Source organism: Vibrio sp. E150_011, from assembly GCF_053544015.1.
Genome location: NZ_JBHFOL010000019.1, coordinates 47517 through 69978, shown reverse-complemented (window position 1 = coordinate 69978; position 22462 = coordinate 47517). Strand labels below are relative to the sequence as shown.

Genomic DNA, 22462 nt, shown 5'->3' with positions numbered 1-22462 from the left:
TCCGTTCTTAAATGAAGGGACATTTCTTAATCGCTGCTATTATTTTTATCGTTGTACTTAGAGTATAGCAATGTTGGCACTGAGTGAAGCGTTATATTGGCACTGGTGCGCAGACCCTATATCACTTTATTTATAGAGTGATTAAGATGAATTTGATTAATAAGCATAGTAACTACGTGGTTTTATTTTCGATATTGAGAATAGTAATAAACACCGAATTATAAATTTCAATCATGAATTGTTACGCTTTTCTATAACTAGTAGAAATGGATTTTTTTACGGTTTAATTCTATCTATCCACTATTAATGACGATGTATCGACTAATAGTGATTTACCTACGGGGTCTGTAATATGTTGAAAAAACTTGGCTTAGAAGGTTGGTTCTCAGCACACTTTGCATATGGCATAGTTCAAATCGTATTTATACCAATGATGGTGCCATCTTTTATTCTTGCTCGCACGGGAAGTGCGACTCAAGCCGGTCTTGCAATGGGCCTATTTGGTATTGCAGGGCTTCTAGCGCCCTTAATTGGTATTATGGCCGATAAATTTAAAGCACACCGATTAACACAAGCGTTAGGGCTTATTGCCTATATGCTTGCTGGCGCATGTTTCGTTATTGCCGGGACCAACTTTACCACAATGGCGATTGGGTCGGTATTGTTTGGTGCGGGCTCCGCGATTATGCTCATGCTTAATCCTGTCTTCATTACTTTTGCTGGGCATGACACTAAAACAGAGGCCATGAAGTTGGGGCGAATGTCCCAAGTGTTGATCGTCGGCTCTTTGCTGTCGGGCATTGCCTTAGCCGCAGTCACGGAGGCCGGTTGGACCTATGAAGCACGCTTTATTGCCATGATAGTCGCGGTAGCCATTCTATTTGTTATCACGATCACAACTAACAAGAAAGCCGCGCAGCGTATCATAGATAATGCCGATGCTATGGCGGCGGCAGCACAAGAAGAGTCCGCTCCGAAGACTGGTCTTTTTAAAGTGCTGTTCTCTAATTTTGGCCTCTTTTTGGTGGCGGTAGGGATTCTTTGTGCAGGTCAAGGTGCATTCCAAGCCCAGTATCCAAACCTAATGGAGAATGGTTATGGTGTGGCGCAATCTTTATCTGCGGCGACGTTGTCAGTTGCGGCAGTCTTGGGCCTGTTTGTTCTTGTATTAGCTGAAAAGTTTGTCGCGAAGTATGGCGCCATCAGCTTATTTAAACTTTGTGCACTAATTTCGATTGCTGTCGTTGCCGTACTTTATTTTATTGCTGAGGCTGCCATGGTGTTGCCATATGTGATTCCGTTGGCACTCGTGCTTGTGTATCTCCAGGGCATTACTATTACAGATATGATTTCTCCTGCGATTGCTGCACGTTTGACCTTAGTTGGTGGAGGGTATACGCAAGGCCTAATGATGTTCTTCATCTCGCTTGGATTTGGGTTGGGAAGCGTAGTGAGTGGTGTGGCCGTTGACGGGTATGGATGGTCAGCATTACCGCTGTCGATTCTTGGCTTAACGGTGATTTCTTATGTTTGTATTCTTGTGGTTGCCCATAAGCAAAAGAAGCAACTTGGCAAGGTGCCAGTAAGTAACGAAGCCACAGTGTAGATTCAGTGTTTAGCGAAAAAGAGCCCGGTGTTTGAACTGACCTCCAGTCATTTGCCAGGCTCTTTTTTTTGGGGCAAACCTAAATCTTGATGGTTACAGAAGTGTTGATAATGTAAGGGTGCGGTGGGGGTTGGAGATGAATCGTTATGATTTCGTTATCGACACTCAAGGTAACATACTGTGTGAAATAAGTGGTTCCCCCGTGTTACTTATATGGCCGAGAAAGCTCGTTATAATCGCCTCATTTAGAAAATTGGTCGCTGTAATAAAGCGAACCTAACTTTTATTGTTCGCCTTTTACTCGTGGTATTCATTCTCTTGAAATAGGCGAGAGCAATTATATTAGAGGTCGTCACATGTTGAAAAAACTTGGTCTAGAAGGGTGGTTCTCTGCCCACTTTGCATACGGTATTGTTCAGATCGTATTTATTCCAATTATGTTGCCATCATTTATTCTGGCCCGAACGGGCAGTGCGACTCAAGCCGGCCTCGCGATGGGATTATTTGGCTTAGCCGGACTCTTTGCTCCGTTGATCGGAATTTTAGCGGACAAATTTAAGGCACATCGATTGGCCCAAGGTTTGGGCTTGGTATCGTACTTGCTCGCAGGCGCATTTTTTCTTGTAGCAGGCCAGGCGTTTATTTTTATGGCAATCGGTTCGGTTCTTTTCGGAACCGGTTCTGCAATTTTGCTGATGCTTAACCCCGTATTTATTACATTTGCAGGCTATGATGAAAAAACAGAAGCGATGAAGCTAGGCCGAATGGCTCAGACTCTGATCTTTGGTTCATTATTGGCAGGGGTCGCGTTAGCGGCGGTAACGGGGATGGGCTGGAGCTATGAAGCACGGTTTATCGCTATGATGGTGTTGGTTGCGGTACTGCTGGTTGTGACGATGATGACCAACAAAAAAGCAGCGCAGCGTATTGTCGATAATGCTGAAATGGTTGCTCAGAAAAATAGCGACGAAAGCGCGGAAAAAGTGAGTATGACCAAGGTTTTGTTTTCCAACTTTGGCCTTTTCCTACTAGCCGTTGGTCTTTTATGTGCAGGCCAAGGCGCGTTTCAAGCTCAGTATCCTAACTTGATGGAAAATGCTTATGATGTTGTTCAGTCAATGTCAGCTGCGAATCTATCCATTGCTTCCGTGTTAGGTTTATTTGTGCTGGTGGGAGCGGAGAAATACGTGACTAAATTTGGTGCGTTAAGTTTGTTTAAGCTGAGCACGGTTGCTTCTATTATTGTGATGGCTGGTCTGTATTTTATTGCTGAGTCGGGATTATCACTTGGCTTTATTATTCCTCTTGGATTGGTCTTAATTTATCTTCAAGGTATTACCGTGACTGATATGATCTCTCCTGCTATTGCTGCTCGCCTGACGTTTGTAGGTGGTGGTTTTACACAAGGTCTGATGATGTTCTTTATCTCACTTGGTTTTGGCTTAGGCAGTGTTATCAGTGGTATCGCTATTGATGGTTGGGGCTGGGCAGCGCTTCCTTTTGCTATTTTGGCGCTGACGATTGCAGCGTATGTTTGCATACTTATTGTTGGTGCAAAGCATAAAATGACAGCAAAACTTGAACAGTAGATGGCAATTGTTGTTTAAGACAAACTGAATAAAAAAGCTTGGTAATACCAAGCTTTTTTATTGTTCTAAATGACCCGTCCTAAATAAGCTTAAGAGAGAGTGCCGTGCTCATCTACACCACCGGCTCCTTTGAACCACACGCTAAGATAATGTTTAAGTTCTTTTAGCTCATCTGGGCCAATAAGTGCCAGCCCAAGATCTTCCGCGCGTGTAATATCGTTATGGCGTAACGGTCGAAAGCTCACCAGCATGGCGCGAGCTTGCAATCCACCGAGCAAATCACGTAGCGATTCAAGCTTATACAGGGTATCGTCACCGTCATCGCGCATCCCTTTCGTCTTACATTCTATGATGTGCAGTTTGTTGTTAACGACGGAGGCGACATCGAGCTCATTTCTTACTTCCCGCTCTCCAAGTTGGCGATAGACCTGAACGTTGAGCGAACGATCTTGAATTGTCGGCATATCATCTTGGATTTGTCTAACGGTACTGTGAACCAGATTTTCTAACCATTCACCGTTTGAAAAACGTCTCGCGTCTTCACTGATAAAAGTTAAGGTACCGTTGCTGTACGAGGCGATCTCTAGATCAACAAGATCGCTTATTAACATATTAAGTTCGCGGTAGCCTTGTTGTTTATCAGACAGTTCAACGTCTAGCCTTTGTTCTTTTCGACACGTTGTTGCGAGATAATTCAGCGTCGCAAGGCCAGGGCCTAACTCGAGTGCATTTCCTGCCCAACGCTCGCCGAGTGCATACAGTTTTTTATCAAGTTGTGGTGGAATGTCATACTCGGTAAATTCAGCACGTGCGCCAAACACCGTAAGGTAATCTTTAATCGTAATGTGGTCTTGCACCTGTGCATCTTCAGCACCTTCTGGGTACAACCAACACATTCTGTCACTACTTGGCTCTACCACAAATATAGGCCAATGAAAGGTTCTAAATACTTCATACACTGACAGCAATCGATGTCTCAAACCACAGCTGGCGTTAAGTTTTACTTCGACGTTTTTGTCTTTTAGTGTTTTTGCCAATTCCAGCACGGTTTGCTTAATGGCAGAAGTGTTCGCAATGTTTGGGATCTCAAAGAATTCGGACGTAATGTCGCGTTGTTGCAGCACTGAGCTCAGCCGTTCAAACATACCAAATTGAGTTTCATCACCAATAAAGATGATGTGCCTACTTACCGTTCGATCATCAAGAAGTGGGGTGACAAGACGAATTGGGTCTTTGTCAATAATACCAACATGAACAGCCATAATGTTTCCTTCAACGTTTGGCTTGCTGAAAGAAGAGGGAGAGATGACAGGTAAGTCATTAAAAAGTGGAGCAAGCCATTCTCAAGATATAACGCCGCTTCACATAAAAAACAAGAGCAGGCTGTTAGGAAAGCCTGCTCTTGGACAATATTTAACGAGTTTCTTACGTTAATTGTATTATTTTTGCTCACTTCCCCCCTTTTTCTTATTCTGGCGGGTATGAGGCTTACACTCTAGCAAAGGGGTTAAGTGCTACAGTTTGAAGCGATGAACTAGCTCTCCTTGCTGATTTGCTAGGCTGGTTAGGCTTTCACTTGTTGAGGCAATCTCAGACATTGCCTGGTAGCTTTCATCGGCAATGTGATTGATCTCTTCAATGTTTTTGGCAATGTCTGCTGTGGTTTCACTTTGTTCAGCGGCAGCCTGAGAAATATGTGTGCTCATCTGGCTAATTTCGATGATCAACGCTTGAATTTCTTCCATTGCGCCATTAGCACTCGAGGCCTGTTCAACAGATTGCTCCATGTCTTGCATGCAACTTTCAATCACCTTACCGGCACTTTTTGAGCTGCTTTGCAGGTTACTGATCATGGTTTCGATTTCGCTTGTCGATTCTGTGGTTCGTTGTGCTAACACTCGTACTTCGTCAGCGACGACCGCGAACCCTCTACCTTGTTCACCCGCACGAGCCGCCTCTATGGCCGCATTCAGCGCAAGAAGGTTAGTCTGCTCAGCAATGTTGCGAATAACATCCAGAATACTGCCAATATGGCTACTCATTTTTTGCAGCTCGCCCACCGCTTCTACCGATTCATTGAGGCGCACTTCAAGTTGATTGATTGTGCTGATATTGGTGCTCATGATATGGCGACCGGACTCAGACGCAGTTTCAACCTGATGCACTTTCTCTAGTGAGCTTTGGGCACTGTTGGCAACTTCTTGTACAGAATGCGACATTTCGGTCATGGCCGTCGCAACATTAGCGGTTTGCTCGCGCTGAGAGCTTAGTTTTGTCTGCGCTGTCGTTGAGGTACTTTGGTTGTTACTGGCGGTTTGTGTCAAGTTATCAGAAGCATCGTTTAACCGAACAAGGACATTATGTAAGCTGTCAGCAAGGGTATTAATATGGTTACCCAAGCGGCGGAATTCATTATTGTATTTGATATCAATGCGCTGTGTCATGTCACCTTCGGTCAGGCTTTCCAGTGCTTTTAACGTGCTGTTTAGCGGTTGACGTACACTTTGAGCAATGTGATAGCCTACACCGATCGCGATGACGCTCACCAACATACCAATACCGATGGCTTTTAAGACACCTTCGTCATAAATGGTACCTGCATCAGCAAGAGAGCGATTGAGGTTGGCGGTTGCCGTTTCAGTAAATCCGTTGAGTGTGGCCATCGCACCATCGACTTCTTGAGCGAGGTTTTCGATATTTTGATACAAAGCGGTACGAGCGATGAGGTAGTTGTTGTGTTGATCAAGCACGCCACCTTTTTGACCGACGTCTTTAGTAAATTGTTCGACAGATTCATCAAACACTTTCTTTAGCTCCGGCATTTGCGTAACTAAGCCTCGGTAAGCGTAGTTGAGGTGAGTTACCGCTTTTCGGTTTTTATCGACGGCTTCTTGCACAAATTGAGTGTCGTTGCTGGCTAGCGCATCTGAGGTAATGAGTTCCGCATCTTTTAGCTTAATAAAATAGCTTTTTGCCATGACCTTAACGGAGATGCTCGACACGTCATCGACGTATTCTTTCATGCCTACGGATAAGTCGGTATGCAATTTTTGGAAGCGACGCGAAGATTGTTGTACCTGTTCTTGTGCGACAAACATGGATTGATAGTTGTCCATCGCTTCTTGAGCTTCTTGGCTATAACGGGTTTGTACATCTCGTAGTTCACCGATTCTTGCTTCAAGTGCGGGAACGGAAGCACTCGCCTGTTCAAGTTGGTCAAGTACAGAGCCAAATACCGCCATTGACTCCGAAAAGTCCTGACGTCTCATGGTCATGCGTTCTTCATTTTGAGTGGTCAAAAAGTCTTTAAACGATTTGTCTGCAGAGAGCAGTTCAACACTCGTTTGATTAGATAAAGAAACCAAGGGCAGTGAGGTTTTTGAGACGGTACCAAAGTATTGATAAATCTGGCTCATCCCGTTGAGCATGATGGCAATGGTGATGACAAATAGGATGACGATGAGAGTGAATCCCGCGTACATCCGCCTTACAACTGAACCTTGCATACCTGTTCCTTCTTCTATGTTGTGCAGCGATATAAAATAAACAACCTTGGACGCGTTACCCTACCGGCTGACAAAGTAAAAGTGTTGCATTGTCATTGGCCACGTAATGTTTTTGGGTACTTGTCTCTTTGTCTCTAATTTCTTTATCGTTAGAAATAACAAAAACTGAAATATAAATGAGATGCGGTGCTACGTTTTATGACGCATACTGCAAAAATATAAGAAAGTACTGAAATTCAAATGCTAAATTGTCCATTCGATTAATAAGTGTGCGAAGTCATTGAGGGTGAATCATAATAAAAACAGTTGCCTATCGAATCGCTTAAAATTGTGATCAGACGGCCCTTAGTGCATACTTCACGGTAACGGCAACAATAATATGCCGACTCTCATTAAACCGTAATCAATTCGGAGCGTCTTCATGGCTGAAGAAACCATTTTTAGTAAGATCATTCGTAAAGAAATCCCAGCAGATGTTGTCTATCAAGACGAACTCGTCACGGCTTTTCGTGACATTAATCCCCGCGCGCCAAGCCATGTGCTGATCATACCGAACAAGCTTATTGCAACAGTCAATGACGTGGTTGCTGATGATGAAGCGATGATGGGGCGTATGTTTACCGTGGCTCGAAAAATCGCTGAAGAAGAGGGGATTGCCGAGGATGGCTATCGCCTTATCGTTAACTGCAACGCGCACGGTGGGCAAGAGGTGTACCACATTCATATGCATCTAGTGGGCGGTCGACCTTTGGGCCCATTGCTAATGAGCTAACAGCGCCTTTACCGATAGCGGTACTGGTTACTTTGGTTCGCAAAAGTAACCAGTACTTTGTAATACTTAAATTCATTTGATGTGTCTATGCTAAAACGTCGTGTTAAACACACCTTGGTCGCTTTCCTATCTCTCAGTGTTACCGCTTGTGCTGGCCTGACAGCCGGTAATTTGTTCAGCCATTATTCGCAACAAAATGCCACCGTTTATCAAGCAGTAAAAAATGGACAGTACCAACAAGCTCAATCTGCGTTACCACCAGAGCCTGTTGCCGGTGACATCTTAGATAATCTAGAAAAAGGGCGTGTCGAATTTTTAGGTCAAGCTTATCCTGAGAGTAAATTGGCCTTAGAGGTCAGTGACAAAGCGGTACGAGTGCAACAAGATAAAGCATTGTTGTCTATTTCTGATGCGGCGACAAGCGTCGGAGCATTGGCCGTAAACGATAATATTACCGAGTATGTTCCTCCTGATTATGAGCTTGGTTTTTTACATCTTTACCTTGGTTTAAACTACATCCAAAAGAATGATCTAGAAGGTGCGCTTGTTGAGGTTCGCAGAGCAAATCAGGTTCAAGAGCGAGCGAGACAATCACGAGAGAAAGACCTGAAATCCGCAGAGTCAGAGCTGAAACAAAAAGGAATTTCGCCGAACTTAGGCTCCGTGCTATCACGTTACCCAGACGCGGGCAGTAAACTGCAAGCGGTACAAAATGGCTACCTCCTCTTTCTTTCCGGGTTGCTTTATGAGGCTTCTAACGACCTTAATGGTGCTTATATTGACTATACGCGTGCATTAGCGGTTGCCCCAGACAATAAAGCCGTGATTGACGCTGTTATGCGAGTGGCAAAACGTGCGGGCCGACGACAAGCCTTAGATGAATTGAAAAAACAATATGGTGAGCCAGCGTCGTTAGAGGTGGGTCAAGGTCGCGTTATTGTACTTGAAGAGCGTGGTGCAGTTAGTGCGATGCAATCATGGAATTTGTCTTTGCCTGTTTATGACAGTCAAGGTAATACGGCGATATATAGTATTGCTTTGCCTCACTATGTTCCAAGCCCTCAACCAGCGTATCCCGCGGTGACATTAGATGGTAAATCGCTGAAGGGCGATGGACTTGTCGATGTTAATTTGATGGCGCAGCAACAGTTGACTGAAAATATGCCAAGCATCTTAGTCCGTCAGGCATTGCGTGTGTATGCAAAAGATCAGATTCGTAAAAGTACGGCTAAAGATGATGATGTTGGCAATCTATTGTTTAATGTTTGGAACACACTGACTGAACAACCAGATACGAGAAGCTGGCAGACGCTACCAAGTACCGTCAACAGTTCAAGTAATATCGTCAAGGCAGGCACTCATACCATCATTGTTGATGGGCAAGACTATACTTTTGATGTAAGAGACAAACAAACCACGCTTGTTTGGCTGTCACGCCAGGGTGGCAGTGCTACCATTTGGCATAAACAATTAGGAAGGTTGTAATGAAAAAATGGCTATTGAGTATCGGTGTACTGCTTGTATTAGTAGGCTGTTCATCTAACAATACATCAGGAATCAAGATAGAAGGTCAAACTCAAGCTGTACTGTATGGCGATGAGAGTATGGGCAGTAAATTTTCTATTGATGACATTTCAACGATTGATACGAATGGGCACGCCAGAGGTATTGTTAAGCTGGCAAACAAAACATCGGTTGATCAAATTGTACAATATCGGTTTTATTGGTACGACGAACAAGGCTTAGAAGTGAATACGAAACAAGCGCCTTGGAAGCGAGCAATTTTACGCGGTGACGAAACGGTTACCCTGTCAGAAGTGTCAGTAAATCCGAATGGTAAAGAATTTCGCGTACAACTGCGCGGAGCAGATGAATAACGTAGCCACCTTTTAATTACTCAGTTGAGTAAGAGTTGGAAAAATTAGCGAGACTAAGGAAAAAACATGAAAAAGAGTATTATTGCTTTGTTGGGGTTGGCCGTCATTTTAGGTGGTTGTTCAAATCAAGTTAGTTATGGTGATTCACAGGCCACTGAAACCACAACGATCGATTTTGGTTCTACCGATTTGCAGAAAATTGCTGGCGATATGGTAGATAGCATGTTGATGTCTGGTTCAGTCTCTGCCATTACAAGGGACTCACGTCCAATTGTTTTCGTTGAACGAATCAAAAATAAAACAACAGAACATATTGATACTGAGTCTATTACCGACAGCATTAGTACAAAAATGCTGAACTCAGGTAAATTCCGCTTCGTTGATATGGATCGTGTTGAGTCGGTTCGTGAGCAACTTGATTTCCAAAACAATGATGAGCTAGTCAATCAAAGTACGGCCATTCAGTTTGGTAAAATGGTCGGTGCACAATACATGCTTTATGGCAACCTAAGCAGCATCGTGAAAGAAGCGGGCAGCGATAAAGATGTGTACTACAAGATGACGATGCGTCTTATGGACCTAGAAACGGGGCTTATTGAATGGGCTGATGAGACTGAGATTCGTAAACAAGAATCTCGCTCAGTGTTAGGCTTCTAACATCCAAATTAATTGATGATAGATTGGCAACATGCGCTGCAACAGCAACCAGAGCTGTTGCATGCGCAAACTGTGCTAAATGAAGTGCCCTTAGGGGCACTTCAGCTTTCTGGCGGGTTAACAAACCGTACTTGGAAAATAGCCACTCAAACGAGAGGTTGGGTGGTGTGGCGAGGTCACACCGAAATTAGCGCAGCGTTTGATATTTGCAGAGACAATGAAAAAGCGGTTCTTAACTTGGTATCGCCTTACATCAAGACCAATCAGGTATTAGGTTACAGTGAACACGGCGTGTTGCTTGCTTGGGTTGAAGGTTCACCCGTATCTGAGGCACTATCTGCACAAGATGTCATTGCTTTGTTAGTGAGGGTGCATGCTTGTCATTATCATACTGAGACCATTCGTCGTTTCGATTACACCCAAAAAGTCGACCATTATTGGCAGCAAATAAAAGAGTGTGAAGAAAAATCACGCTATAGCACGCTCTATCAGAAATTGAGGTTGCCTCCCTCGCTAATGAGCCACCCATCGGCACTTTGCCATTTCGACTTTGGTCATCACAATTTAGTCAACACCAGTACGCTTAGCAGTGGTGGTATTATTTGCGATGATAATGCGATCGCTGTGATCGATTGGGAATATGCAGCGATCGCTGACCCACGACTTGATCTTGTTCTTACACTTGATATGTTGGGAGTGAACCATGAGGAAGGGCTTGAATTGTACATGCGCGAGCAGCGGCGTTTAATCCGAAACACACGGCAACAACGCGCCCAAGCTCTCGATTTACAAGCACACGATTTACAAGCGCCTGATTTGCAAGCGCCTGATTTGCAAAGACTCGATTTACAGGATCTAGACTTACAAGAGCGCTGCTTTCAAGACTCAAGCTTTCAAGCACAATGGCGTCATGATATGCGAGTGTGGTCTGATCATGCTCAAATGATGGCACTACTCTGGTATGTATTGGCTGCTCAGTTGTGGAGTAATGACGATTTTTTATTCAATGCAGAGCATATTTATCGCCGATTATGCAGAAGTGATCACTGTTTGTCGTTTCTCTCTGATTAATACATAGAAATTCACTTTTAAAATACGTTGGGCGTGGTAAATTTAAAAAATGCGTACCATATAGGAATAATTGAGAGGTACTATGATTATCTATCTTCACGGCTATGACTCGAGTAGCCCGGGCAACCACGAAAAAATATTACAGCTACAGTTCATCGATGATGATGTCCGTTTCGTAAATTACAGCACATTGCATCCTAAACATGACATGCAGCATTTGCTTAAAGAAGTCCATAAACTGATTGAGCAATCTGACGACAAAGCACCCTTAATCTGTGGTGTGGGGCTTGGGGGGTTTTGGGCTGAGCGCATTGGTTTTTTATGTGGCATAAAACAGGTGATTTTCAATCCTAACTTGCGTCCTCAACTCAATATGCAAGGAAGAATCGATCGTCCAGAAGAATATGAAGACATTGCAACCAAGTGTGTTGATGAATTCCGTGCTAAGAATGGCAGCCAATGCTTGGTCATTTTGTCTCGCAATGATGAGATTCATGACAATCAAAAAACGGCCGATGCACTAGGCGGTTTCTACGATGTCATCTGGGACGAAATAGAACCTCATAAATTCAAAAAAATCTCGCAGCATTTACAGGCAATGAAAGCATTTAAAGGGGCATAGCCTGATTTTTGCTTCTCAGGCGTGAGATGTGCAATCGATATAAGCAGCGTTTTTCGCTGCTTTTTTTTGTCTGTTGTCTGGCATTTTGCTCTGATCGATGGCGTATTTGTTGATTAATAACTCAACAAACGATCTGTGATCTGAAAAATAATTCCATTCATTAGTTGCGGTCATTAATTTGCTCTATATAATAAATCCACTCCACATTTGTTGATAAATATCAAAAAAAGTTTAGAGCAAGAAGAAAACTTGCCCCGAGATGTTCAAGATCATAATTTTTTGGACGAAAACGTGACGTTAAGCAGCTGCTGTACCGATTTAGGGTCGCTGAAGACCCAGAGCAATTCGCTCATAATGAAAGAATTTTTAGTGGTTTGAGTTACTCGAGCTACACCCCATTTTTTCACTTTTTAGAGGATAGCCATTTTGACAAATATTGTCGTAGTAGGCGGAGGCGCTGGCGGGTTAGAGCTTGCGACTAAATTAGGTCGTACACTTGGAAGAAAGAAACGAGCGAATATCACGCTTGTTGATCGTAAAGCGAGCCACTTGTGGAAGCCGTTGTTACATGAGGTCGCAACCGGTTCGTTAGATGAAGGTGTTGATGCGTTGAGCTACCGAGCTCACGCAAAAAATCATCATTTTGATTTTCAAATGGGTAGCTTGAAAGCTATCAACCGCGAAAAAAAGTGTATTGAACTTAGCGAACTTAAAGACGAACAGGGCTCGTTGTTAATGCCTGCTCGTGATATTGATTATGACATCCTCGTGTTGGCAATTGGCTCGACTTCCAATGATTTCAACACTCCAGGGGTACGTGATAACTGCATTTTCTTGGATAGCCCAGAGCAAGCTCACCGTTTCCGCACCGAAATGAACAACGAATTTTTAAAACTGCACGCTAAAAGTGGCCAGGGTACCGTCGATATTGCCATTGTTGGAGCGGGCGCTACGGGTGTTGAGCTCTCAGCTGAGTTGCATAACGCAGTGAAAGAGTTGCGCACTTATGGCTTCGGTGATTTAGACTCAAGTAAGCTTAATGTAAACCTCGTTGAGGCGGGAGAGCGCATACTCCCTGCATTACCTCCTAGAATCTCCTCTGCGGCGCACTCCGAGCTTACTAAGCTTGGTGTAACGGTTCGTACTTCTACAATGGTGACTCAGGCGGACGCAGAAGGTCTAACGACAAAAGATGGTGAGCGTATACCTGCACAAATTATGGTGTGGGCTGCTGGTATCAAAGCACCTGATTTCATGAAAGATATCGCAGGCTTAGAGACCAATCGTATTAACCAGCTGGTCGTCAAAAACACGCTACAAACCACTCGCGATGATGACATTTTTGTTATTGGTGATTTAGCGCAATGCACCCAAGCGGATGGGTCATTTGTACCGCCGCGTGCCCAAGCGGCGCACCAAATGGCGAGCAGAGCATTTAGTAACGTTGTAGCGAAGCTGTCAAACCGTGACCTCAAAGCTTATGAATATAGCGATCACGGTTCACTGGTTTCATTGAGCCGTTTCTCGACAGTGGGTAGCTTGATGGGTAACTTGACGAAAGGCTCTATGATGGTAGAAGGGCGTATTGCTCGCGTTGTCTATATCTCGCTTTATCGAATGCACCAGGTGGCGCTGCATGGTGTGGTGAAAACTGGGCTTATGATGCTTGTTGGCCGAATCAACCGAGTGTTGAGACCGAATCTTAAGCTGCACTAATCAAGCTCATAAATTTAGCGGTTCTGTCGTGGTCAACACGTTTCGGAACCCTAAATTAGTCAGATGATTGAATAAGGCACCCATTTGGGTGCCTTATTTTTTTGGCGGTACTAGAGAATAAACGAGTCCGGTTTTAGGCTGTCCATTAAAAATGAATCGGTTTTCGGCCTGGCACTCATAGCTCGCACCAATACGTATTGCTAAATCTTGGCTGGGTTGGTTGTTTGGGTCACACACTATTTCTAATCGCGTGAGTAATAAACTGACAAAACTAAACTCGACTAATGCTTCAACTCCTTCTTTGGCATAGCCTTGGGATTGCGCTGAATCGGCCAACCAATAGCCCAAGCTGCCCATATTAAAGGTGTGATAGAACTCATTGAGTGCCACCATGCCCACGAATGAACCCGAATCTCTTTCAAAAAGTCCAAACCCGAACGATTGAGCTTTAATCCAATTGACTCTTGTCGCCCCAATAAAGTCTTGCGCTTCTTGAGTACTAAAACCAGCGTGACACCAATCAATCCAACGGTGCAGTGATGGTGAATGACGAATGGCATGAGCGACCTCTATTGCGTCCTCTTGTGTGAGTAAGCGTAAGCACAATCTAGGGGTATAGATACAATAATTGGTGTTCATAGTGTGGGATGTCGATTGATGACGATAGTCATAGCTGGCTGAATATCGTGTAATGCGAGATAAAGAAAAGGCCCATATTTGGGCCTCTTACTAGTTAGCAACTCTTCTTACTTGAATGATCATCCCTAATAGAGGGTGATCTAAGTAGTGAGTTTCGTTACTGCGCATGCGTCGCTTTTGATCGAGGCGATAGTTTTTCAAAAAGGTTTGCACCTCGGTCTGTACTTCGACTTCTTGCAGGTTACCTGCGATGACATTATTGTCTGGCTCTGAAGCATCGCCAGTTGCCAGTGGAGCCATCAGTTCGGTATCACTTTCTTGAATAGGGGTAGGGCCCGCTATCACGACTTCTTTACTGCTTGGCGATTTTAAATCGAGTTGGGCTTCTGCGTACAAGTAGTGCTGAACGTAGATTTGCAGTTTGCCATCAAGTTCATAAAGCGGTTTATCGATGGCCACTTCTGTGACGCCGTCAACGGGAGAAGACTGATTGTCATTACTGCCTTTTACGCTGCCGTTGGTGTTGAACGTCGAAGAATAGTCTTTGCCTGCTCGAATATGAAAACTAGGCGCCGAGGCTTTTCCTTGATCGCCTTGACGCCACGCTTTATGTAAGAGGACAGAGTAACCAGCATGCTTTTTCAGCTTTGCCACTTCGTCATTTAACTGATAGGCGGAATAAGGCAGCATTTTCACACCTTTTGACGCCCGATAATTGGCATCATTCATGGCACCACTGCGTTTAAAGTCGATCTGTGTGAGGTCATTTGGCCAAGACTCATTAACCTTTTCAGGATTCACGGCACGCTTAAAAATGATCACTTCAATATCAAACTGTCGCTGTGCCAAACTTGGCATAGAAACTAATAGGAGCAGCAGTGGGATCAACTTTTTCATTCTTTCTCCATTGATTGACACTATCGTTGTGTTCAACCACATTATATCAACTAATACAGGGTGTTGCCGAGACAATTCCATCACGCGTTACTCAACACCCTTTAGCACGTTGTTATCTTGATTGGTTTCAATCCTAAATCAACGTTTCGGGCCCTGATTTTTTTCAAATTCTTCCAACATATTATTTAGGAAATTTAGACGCTTGCGACGATCCGTCAAGCTTTCTATGAATTTGAATTTTGTCGGCCCTTCCATGGCAAACTTGTGTGGCTGAGCTTGTAGCAGTTTAACTAAGAAGGCTGGGTCTATGTCAGCATCAGGATAAAATTCGATGTAACCCCCTTTGTCGTGCGCCTCCAGTTTTTTCACTTTTAGTTGAGCCGCACGTAGCTTCATTGCTGAAATGGCCAGCAAGTGTTTGGCTGCATCGGGTAGCAAACCAAATCGGTCAATCAATTCGACTTTTAGTTCACTGAGTTCTTCGTCATCGGCCACACTTGCTATGCGTTTGTACATAGACAGTCGCATATTAACATCTGGTATATAGTCGTCAGGAAGCAAGGCAGGAATGCGTAATTCAACTTCTGTCTGCTCACGCAATAAGTCGTCAAGTGATGGCTCTTTGCCTTCTTTGAGTGCTTCTACGGCTTGTTCTAACATTTCCATATACAAAGAAAAACCAACCGAGTGAATCTGGCCACTTTGCTCGTCGCCCAGTAGTTCACCAGCCCCTCTAATTTCCAGATCGTGCGTGGCAAGCGTAAATCCGGCGCCCAAGTCTTCTAGGGATGCAATTGCATCGAGTCGCTTAATGGCGTCTTTGGTTATCGCTTTAGGGTGGGGCGTGAGTAAGTAAGCATAAGCTTGGTGATGCGAACGTCCAACACGGCCTCGTAATTGGTGTAATTGAGCTAAACCGAGGTTGTCGGCTCGGTCCATAATAATGGTATTGGCGGTCGGAACATCGATACCCGTTTCAATGATTGTCGTACATACGAGCAGATTGAAGCGCTGATGATAGAAATCATTCATAATGCGCTCAAGCTCGCGCTCTCGCATTTGTCCGTGGGCCACGGTGATGCGGGCTTCAGGGATAAGTTTAGCGAGGTCCTCGGCCACCTTATCAATGGTTTCCACTTGGTTGTGCAGAAAGTACACTTGTCCGCCACGCATAATCTCACGCAGAGCGGCTTCACGAACGACGCTGTCATCACGCTCGCGAACAAAGGTCTTAATCGCGAGGCGACGTGCTGGTGGGGTAGCGATAATCGATAAATCTCGCATGCCACTCATTGCCATATTAAGCGTTCGTGGGATAGGTGTGGCGGTTAACGTTAAGATGTCGACGTCGGCGCGCATGGCTTTTACTTTTTCTTTTTGACGAACACCAAATCGGTGTTCTTCATCGACAACCAGTAGGCCAAGATCTCTAAATTTGATCGTGCTTGAAAGCAGCTTATGTGTCCCTACCAGAATGTCGACCTTGCCTTCTTTGACATCCTCTAAAATGAGTTTTTGCTCTTTCGCAGTTTTGAAGCGCGACAACACCTCTACACGAATAGGCAAATTGGCAAATCGGTCACGAAAGTTTTCAAAGTGCTGCTGGGCAAGGAGTGTGGTTGGTACTAATACCGCCACTTGTTTATTGTTGTCGGTTGATAAGAACGCTGCACGCATCGCCACTTCGGTTTTACCAAAGCCTACATCCCCACATACAAGTCGGTCCATTGCCTTCGCTTGGCACATGTCAGATAGTACTGCATTGATGGCTTGGGCTTGGTCGTCCGTTTCTTCAAACGGGAAGCCGGTTTTGAACGTGGCGTATTGATCTCTATCGAGCACAAACTTATAGCCCGGCTTGAGCTCTCTTTTGGCATAAACGTCAAGCAATTCAGCCGCGACATCGCGTACTCTTTCCGCTGCTTTACGTCGAGCTTTCGTCCAGGCTTCTCCGCCAAGCTTATTGAGCGGCGCTGTGTCTTCTGCGCCACCTGAGTACCGGCCAATGAGGTTCAATGAGGCGACCGGAACATAGAGCTTAGCTTCGTTTTGATATTCTAGCGTGACGTATTCTGTAGTGATTCCACCAGCCTCAAGGGTTTGAAGCCCGAGGTATCGACCAATCCCGTGGTCCACATGAACAACGGGTTGACCTGGTTTTAATTCCGCAAGATTACGAATAATGGTGTCGCTGTTGACGGACCGTTTTTCTTTTTTCCTGCGTTGCACAACGCGTTCACCAAGCATGTCGCTTTCGCAGACAAGGGCAAATCGTTTTCCTTGGGCAAAGCCGTATTCACATTGACCAATGATAAGACTGAATTTGTCTTTACTGGCAAGGGCTGACGCGAGGCTTTCGTGTTCTTGAGGGCGCAGCTTAATGCGATGCAGTAGTTCAATGAGTGCTTCACGTCTTCCTTCTGATTCAACAGAAAAAATGATCTGGCCTTGGTATTGCTCAGTGAACTGGCGAACCTGTGCCATCGGCTCTTTGAGCTGATGTTGGACTGAGATGTCAGGCAGTGGGCTAATATCGGCGTTTTTTCTGCCTGCCTTGGCGTCAATCGTGTCACTAGAAACAATAAGTTGGGCGTGCTGTTTTAGCCCAGTATAAAACTCATCTTTTTGTTGCCATAACGCGGCCGGTGGCAATAGTGGACGAAGAGGATCAACTTTTCTCTGTTCATAACGTTGTGCAACGTCATTGAGGAAATGCTCGATAGAAGCGTCGATATCTCCAACCATAATGAGTTGCGAGTCATCATTGACGTACTCGAACAGCGTCTCAGTATGATCGAAGAACAATGGCTGCCAATACTCTATACCAGCCGGCCAAATCCCTTTAGAGACCTGGCTATAGATCGACTCTGGCTCTCTACGTGCTTCAAACTGCTGACGCCAGCGTACGCGAAATTCTTCGATGGCTTCTTTGGTGGTCGGGAACTCATGCGCAGGCAGTAAGCGTATCTCGTTGATGTCTTCCACTGAGCGCTGATTTTCGGGATCAAACGTTCGAATGGTATCAATTTCGTCGTCGAAAAAGTCGATTCGATAAGGCGCATCGCTGCCCATCGGGTATAAATCAAGGATGGAACCGCGACTTGCATATTCACCCGGACCAAAGACTTGCTCAACTTGGCGGTAGCCCGAATTTTCAAGCTGATGGCGTAACTTTTGTAGCGAAAATAAATCACCAACTTTCACCATTAAGGTGTGTTGCAATAAAAAGTCGCGTGGCGTTTGCCTTTGAAGCAATGTGCTGACCGGAATAATGGTGATGCCAGAACTTTGCTGCGGCAGTGTATAAAGCTTGGCTATTCGCTCAGAGATAATATCTTGATGTGGCGAAAAATTGTCATAAGGCAGGGTTTCCCAATCAGGAAATATACCGACATTATCTGGATAAAACTGCTCAATCTCTCCTTGCAGTTTAATCGCCAGCTGTGGGTCTGGAACGACGAGGAGCGTATGACTATTATGTGCTTGTGCGTGCTCACTGATAGCAAGTGCAAGTGAGCCACCAAGTAGGTTGCCCAGATATTTTTTATCGCCCGCACCTGATGGCATGTTTAGGGGGAGTAACGAAGAATTGGTCATAGTGTTTAACTTTTTTCTCGGTCAAGCGAACGCTGTCTTAATAATTTTTGCTGATGGTGCAGCGCGGCTTTAATTAGCATGTCTTGATGGTCTTCAAGAATACGTACGAATGCGAGTGTCATTGAAAATGACGAATCTGTTTGTTGGACGTTGGTGACTTCACCGTAACAATAGATACCAGCAGGTGGCGAATCCAAAAACAGTTTTATGGTGGCTAACTGCCCAAGCTCTAACGGGGCGTTGCTGCTATAAGCTATCTCGCCCGCCCCAAAATGGGTGGTGATTTGACGATACTCTGCGTGGTCTTGCTGAGCAATCATATAGTTGAGCAGGAGGTTCAGTTTGGTATTTTGTTGTTCGATGAGTTCGGCGACGTGTTTTAGGTTTTGTTGTTGCAGTTCGTGTTTAGCGGCGTCGCGTTGTTGATCAAGTTGGCTAAACTCACAGGATGCGACAAACGGGGCAGGGATTTGCGCAAGGTACTCTTCTAAGCTAGGTAACACTGCCCCCACGTCTAGGGGTTCAATGTTTGCTCTAATTGCGCCGTTTACGGTAAAGAAGTCATTCTGTGACATAGATAATTCCTGTTTAATTGTGCTAATTATCTCTGGCTATCACTGAGTTATCAAGAAATTGACCGATCAAATCGTTAAAAGTCTGTCATTTAAAACGAAAATCACATTCAGGGCTACAACCTAAGCGCATTTCTCGTTACATTAGCCTTAGATTTTTTTCTATGGTTGGTGCTATGTTTCACCCATTACCCGTTTTTATCGGATTACGCTATTTGCGAGGTCGTTCAGGCGATCGCTTTAGCCGCTTTGTTTCTTATATGTCTACGGCCGGAATCACGATCGGTGTTTTGTCTTTGGTGACGGTTTTGTCTGTGATGAATGGGTTTGAAGCGCAACTTAAAGGGCGCATTTTAGGTGTATTGCCTCAAGCTGTCATCACACATTCCAGCGGTACGATTTCAATCGACGAGCCACCGCCCAGCTTCTTAGCTGACTTCCCAACAAGTCAGGCTCCGGTTCCTATTGTTCGAAGTGAATCCGTCGTGCAGAGTCACCAAGGGCTTGCAGCTGTCATGATGTTGGGTATTGAGCCTGACAGTGATGATCCCATTCGTCACCGGATGGTGAGTGGCAGTGTTAATCAATTGAAAGCGGGGGAGTATAAGGTCTTACTTGGGCATACCCTTGCGCGCGAATTGGATGTGCAAGTCGGGGATAAGATTCGTCTTATGGTCACCAGCGCAAGTCAGTATACGCCGCTTGGTCGCATTCCAAGTCAACGTATGTTTACCATTGCGGGACTTTATAGTACTGGCTCAGATATCGATAGCTCACTCATTGTGACTCATATTACCGATGCCGCCAAATTGATGCGGTTTAAACCGGAAGAGGCGAGTGGTTGGCGATTATTCTTCAATGATCCGTTTGTCGTTTCTGATCTGAGTAAAACGGAACTACCCGAGCACTGGCAATGGAGCGACTGGCGAGACCAGCGTGGTGAGCTGTTTCAAGCCGTACGAATGGAAAAGAATATGATGGGGTTGATGTTAGGCCTGATCATCGGTGTTGCGGCATTTAACATTATCTCGGCGCTGATCATGGTCGTGATGGAAAAACAGGCAGAAGTGGCGATTTTGAAAACTCAAGGGATGTCTGATAAGCAAGTACTCGCCATTTTCATGGTACAAGGGGCCAGTAGTGGTGCCATCGGTGCCTTGGTCGGTGGCGTATTGGGTGTTTTGATGGCGAATAACCTTAATGCACTACTTGATGCGATGGGGGTTGCTTTGTTTAGTTTTGGTGGTCAGTTGCCGATTTTGGTTAACCCTGCTCAAATTGTTATCGTTGTTGTTGGCGCGGTGTTACTGAGCCTAGTCGCCACATTGTTTCCTTCTTACCGTGCGTCGTCCGTGAAACCAGCTGAGGCTTTAAGATATGAGTAATACATTAATCGCTTGCCATGATATTAGAAAAACGTACCACGATGGCGCGGTCGATACCGAGGTCTTAAAAGGCGTGAGCTTTGAGGTGGCAAAAGGAGAACTGGTGTCGATTATTGGTTCATCTGGTTCAGGGAAGTCAACACTGCTGCATGTGTTAGGCGCATTGGATGAAGTGTCGCAAGGTGATGTCGAGTTCTTAGGTCAATCTTTGTTATCTTTAAATGGCAACCAACAAGCTAAGATTCGAAATCAACATCTGGGTTTTGTATACCAGTTCCACCATCTTCTTAGCGATTTTACGGCGCTTGAGAATGTCGCCATGCCGTTGCTTATCGGTGGTATGAATACCAAGCAGGCGAAAGAAGAAGCGAATGATTTACTCACGCGAGTTGGCTTGAGCCACCGTGTTACGCACCGCCCTTCAGAACTGTCGGGAGGAGAAAGGCAGCGTGTTGCCATTGCTCGCGCATTAGTGAATAAGCCCTCACTTGTCTTGGCGGATGAACCAACGGGCAACCTCGACCACAAGACCGCTTTGTCAATTTACGATTTGATGCGAACGTTGAACAAGGAGTACGGCACCGCCTTTTTAGTGGTAACGCATGATAACGAGCTAGCAGAAAAAATGGATAGACAGCTTCATATGCAAGATGGTCTATTGATCGATATAGCGCAGAGTTAAGGAATCAACGTGTCACTATCCTTTTTTATTGGCAAACGATTTAGCCAAGCTAAACAACGAAATCGCATGGTGTCGTTTATATCGATATCGTCGATAGTCGGTATAGCGGTTGGAGTCGCGGTGATTATTGTCGGTTTATCGGCAATGAACGGGTTTGAGCGTGAGTTAAAAAATCGCGTGCTGTCAGTGATCTCTCACGGCGAGTTCGAGGGGGTGAATCAACCTATCGAAAACTGGCAAAAGATCATGGAGACTTCTCTCAATCATACCAGCGTGGAAGCGGCGGCGCCGTATATTCGCATGACAGCATTAGTTGAAAAAGGCAGTCAGCTAAAGGCGGTGGAGGTGAGAGGCGTTGATCCGAAACTGGAAGAGCAAGTGTCGTCTTTACCTAGCTTTGTGAACAAACAAAGTTGGCAATCTTTTCGGGCCGGAGAGCAGCAAGCGATTTTGGGTAAAGGCGTGGCAGACCAAGTCAATGCGAAAATTGGTGACTTTGTCACCTTGATGATCCCCTCGACCAGTAATACCAGTAAGGTACAGTCTCCAAGGCGAATTCGGGTTAAAGTTGCAGGTTTGCTCGAGTTGAATGGGCAGATTGACCATAGTCTGGTGATTGTGCCTTTGCAAGATGCTCAGAGCTACGCCCGAATGGGAGATAAAGTCAGCGGCGTTTCGATTAAAGTGGATGACGTCTTTAATGCCCCATTGATTGTAAGACAAGTCGGTAACTCGCTCTCAGAGTATGTCTACCTGAGAAGCTGGAAACAAAAATATGGCTTTTTATATCGTGATATTGAGCTGGTTAGAACGATCATGTACCTAGTTATGGTATTGGTGATTGGCGTGGCTTGCTTCAATATTGTCTCGACGTTGATGATGGCAGTAAAAGACCGTTCTGGTGAGATTGCGATTTTGCGAACGATGGGGGCGTCCGATCGATTGATTCGACGAATCTTTATTTGGCAAGGCGTCTTTTCGGGCGTCGTGGGCAGTATTGTTGGTGGTATAGCGGGTGCTTTATTGGCATTGAATCTTACTCCAACTATCTCGGCCTTAGAAGAGCTTGTGGGTCATCAGTTTTTGTCAGGTGATATTTATTTTGTCGATTTCCTACCGTCTCAGTTGATGTGGAGTGATGTGGCGTTAGTGTCAGGTACGGCTATTGCGCTGAGCTTAATTGCCACCTGGTACCCAGCATCAAAAGCGAGTCAGCTCAATCCTGCTTCGGTACTCAGTGCAAAATAGATACTGGATGGGTTTCGATGGCCTAA

At 45.0% G+C, this 22462-nt stretch carries 18 protein-coding genes; 12 read left to right on the top strand and 6 right to left on the bottom strand.

All coding sequences use genetic code 11. The features are described from left to right. The first annotated feature begins 352 nt into the window (after positions 1-352). Positions 353-1606: an MFS transporter gene (locus tag ACE1OE_RS21065; protein ID WP_449212187.1), complete on the top strand. Its 1254-nt coding sequence runs from the start codon at positions 353-355 to the stop codon at positions 1604-1606. A 356-nt stretch (positions 1607-1962) separates the two neighbouring features. Beyond that, positions 1963-3195, top strand: coding sequence for an MFS transporter (locus ACE1OE_RS21060; protein WP_449212186.1), 1233 nt, complete (start codon positions 1963-1965; stop codon positions 3193-3195). Between the two features lie 89 nt (positions 3196-3284). Here ACE1OE_RS21060 and ACE1OE_RS21055 read toward each other — a convergent pair whose 3' ends face one another. Next, complete coding sequence (locus tag ACE1OE_RS21055) at positions 3285-4457, bottom strand: DUF1887 family protein (RefSeq protein ID WP_372060829.1); 1173 nt, start codon at positions 4455-4457, stop codon at positions 3285-3287. 252 nt (positions 4458-4709) lie between these two features. Beyond that, the gene (locus ACE1OE_RS21050) at positions 4710-6701 is read right to left on the bottom strand and encodes a methyl-accepting chemotaxis protein (RefSeq protein WP_372060830.1); all 1992 of its coding nucleotides are present in this window, start codon (positions 6699-6701) and stop codon (positions 4710-4712) included. A 421-nt stretch (positions 6702-7122) separates the two neighbouring features. Between ACE1OE_RS21050 and hinT the strand changes: the two genes are divergently transcribed. The 7 genes from hinT to ACE1OE_RS21015 all read left to right on the top strand — a co-directional run bounded on the left by hinT (position 7123) and on the right by ACE1OE_RS21015 (position 13416). Beyond that, positions 7123-7473, top strand: a complete 351-nt coding sequence (gene hinT, locus ACE1OE_RS21045; protein WP_102471359.1) for a purine nucleoside phosphoramidase — start codon at positions 7123-7125, stop codon at positions 7471-7473. Between the two features lie 87 nt (positions 7474-7560). Next, entirely contained in the window at positions 7561-8958 is a 1398-nt protein-coding gene (locus ACE1OE_RS21040) for a COG3014 family protein (protein ID WP_372060831.1), read from the top strand. After that, positions 8958-9350 (top strand): YcfL family protein, encoded by a 393-nt coding sequence (locus ACE1OE_RS21035; protein WP_102471361.1) that lies wholly within the window; start codon positions 8958-8960, stop codon positions 9348-9350. The genes ACE1OE_RS21040 and ACE1OE_RS21035 overlap by 1 nt, the downstream gene beginning before the upstream one ends. Before the next feature lie 66 nt (positions 9351-9416). Beyond that, positions 9417-10007 (top strand): penicillin-binding protein activator LpoB, encoded by a 591-nt coding sequence (gene lpoB / locus ACE1OE_RS21030; protein ID WP_102471362.1) that lies wholly within the window; start codon positions 9417-9419, stop codon positions 10005-10007. A 15-nt stretch (positions 10008-10022) separates the two neighbouring features. Continuing rightward, positions 10023-11078 (top strand): phosphotransferase, encoded by a 1056-nt coding sequence (locus ACE1OE_RS21025; RefSeq protein WP_449212185.1) that lies wholly within the window; start codon positions 10023-10025, stop codon positions 11076-11078. An 82-nt stretch (positions 11079-11160) separates the two neighbouring features. Next, positions 11161-11700, top strand: coding sequence for an alpha/beta hydrolase YcfP (gene ycfP / locus ACE1OE_RS21020; protein WP_372060834.1), 540 nt, complete (start codon positions 11161-11163; stop codon positions 11698-11700). Positions 11701-12126: 426 nt separating this feature from the next. Then, a complete protein-coding gene (locus ACE1OE_RS21015; RefSeq protein WP_102471365.1) occupies positions 12127-13416 on the top strand; it encodes an NAD(P)/FAD-dependent oxidoreductase in 1290 nt (429 codons plus the stop codon). 93 nt (positions 13417-13509) lie between these two features. Here the strand turns inward: ACE1OE_RS21015 and ACE1OE_RS21010 are convergent, their stop codons facing one another. The 4 genes from ACE1OE_RS21010 to ACE1OE_RS20995 form a co-directional block, all read right to left on the bottom strand. Continuing rightward, positions 13510-14055: a GNAT family N-acetyltransferase gene (locus tag ACE1OE_RS21010; protein ID WP_449212184.1), complete on the bottom strand. Its 546-nt coding sequence runs from the start codon at positions 14053-14055 to the stop codon at positions 13510-13512. Positions 14056-14145: 90 nt separating this feature from the next. Then, the gene (locus tag ACE1OE_RS21005) at positions 14146-14952 is read right to left on the bottom strand and encodes a peptidoglycan binding protein CsiV (protein ID WP_449212183.1); all 807 of its coding nucleotides are present in this window, start codon (positions 14950-14952) and stop codon (positions 14146-14148) included. Between the two features lie 138 nt (positions 14953-15090). Further along, positions 15091-18549 carry a transcription-repair coupling factor gene (gene mfd / locus ACE1OE_RS21000; protein WP_449212182.1) on the bottom strand — a complete coding sequence of 1153 codons (3459 nt, stop codon included), beginning with the start codon at positions 18547-18549 and terminating at the stop codon, positions 15091-15093. 5 nt (positions 18550-18554) lie between these two features. Then, positions 18555-19124: a PilZ domain-containing protein gene (locus ACE1OE_RS20995; RefSeq protein WP_102471369.1), complete on the bottom strand. Its 570-nt coding sequence runs from the start codon at positions 19122-19124 to the stop codon at positions 18555-18557. 173 nt (positions 19125-19297) lie between these two features. On the opposite strand from ACE1OE_RS20995, the gene lolC reads away from it, so the two are divergent. Genes lolC through lolE form a run of 3 tightly spaced genes read left to right on the top strand, consistent with a single transcriptional unit; the run spans position 19298 to position 22436 of the window. After that, a complete protein-coding gene (lolC, locus tag ACE1OE_RS20990; protein WP_449212181.1) occupies positions 19298-20506 on the top strand; it encodes a lipoprotein-releasing ABC transporter permease subunit LolC in 1209 nt (402 codons plus the stop codon). Then, entirely contained in the window at positions 20499-21188 is a 690-nt protein-coding gene (lolD, locus tag ACE1OE_RS20985) for a lipoprotein-releasing ABC transporter ATP-binding protein LolD (RefSeq protein ID WP_102471370.1), read from the top strand. Before lolC ends, lolD begins: the two co-directional genes overlap by 8 nt. A gap of 3 nt (positions 21189-21191) precedes the next feature. After that, positions 21192-22436: a lipoprotein-releasing ABC transporter permease subunit LolE gene (gene lolE, locus ACE1OE_RS20980; protein WP_449212189.1), complete on the top strand. Its 1245-nt coding sequence runs from the start codon at positions 21192-21194 to the stop codon at positions 22434-22436. The last annotated feature ends 26 nt before the right edge of the window (positions 22437-22462 follow it).

Coding starts and splice junctions, on each gene's coding strand:
- ycfP (WP_372060834.1), top strand. CDS start 11,161: ATGATTATCTATCTTCACGGCTATGACTCGAGTAGCCCGGGCAACCAC.
- ACE1OE_RS21010 (WP_449212184.1), bottom strand. CDS start 14,055: ATGAACACCAATTATTGTATCTATACCCCTAGATTGTGCTTACGCTTA.
- mfd (WP_449212182.1), bottom strand. CDS start 18,549: ATGACCAATTCTTCGTTACTCCCCCTAAACATGCCATCAGGTGCGGGC.
- lpoB (WP_102471362.1), top strand. CDS start 9,417: ATGAAAAAGAGTATTATTGCTTTGTTGGGGTTGGCCGTCATTTTAGGT.
- hinT (WP_102471359.1), top strand. CDS start 7,123: ATGGCTGAAGAAACCATTTTTAGTAAGATCATTCGTAAAGAAATCCCA.
- ACE1OE_RS21065 (WP_449212187.1), top strand. CDS start 353: ATGTTGAAAAAACTTGGCTTAGAAGGTTGGTTCTCAGCACACTTTGCA.
- ACE1OE_RS21035 (WP_102471361.1), top strand. CDS start 8,958: ATGAAAAAATGGCTATTGAGTATCGGTGTACTGCTTGTATTAGTAGGC.
- ACE1OE_RS21055 (WP_372060829.1), bottom strand. CDS start 4,457: ATGGCTGTTCATGTTGGTATTATTGACAAAGACCCAATTCGTCTTGTC.
- lolC (WP_449212181.1), top strand. CDS start 19,298: ATGTTTCACCCATTACCCGTTTTTATCGGATTACGCTATTTGCGAGGT.
- ACE1OE_RS21050 (WP_372060830.1), bottom strand. CDS start 6,701: ATGCAAGGTTCAGTTGTAAGGCGGATGTACGCGGGATTCACTCTCATC.
- ACE1OE_RS21005 (WP_449212183.1), bottom strand. CDS start 14,952: ATGAAAAAGTTGATCCCACTGCTGCTCCTATTAGTTTCTATGCCAAGT.
- ACE1OE_RS20995 (WP_102471369.1), bottom strand. CDS start 19,124: ATGTCACAGAATGACTTCTTTACCGTAAACGGCGCAATTAGAGCAAAC.
- lolD (WP_102471370.1), top strand. CDS start 20,499: ATGAGTAATACATTAATCGCTTGCCATGATATTAGAAAAACGTACCAC.
- ACE1OE_RS21025 (WP_449212185.1), top strand. CDS start 10,023: ATGATAGATTGGCAACATGCGCTGCAACAGCAACCAGAGCTGTTGCAT.
- ACE1OE_RS21040 (WP_372060831.1), top strand. CDS start 7,561: ATGCTAAAACGTCGTGTTAAACACACCTTGGTCGCTTTCCTATCTCTC.
- ACE1OE_RS21060 (WP_449212186.1), top strand. CDS start 1,963: ATGTTGAAAAAACTTGGTCTAGAAGGGTGGTTCTCTGCCCACTTTGCA.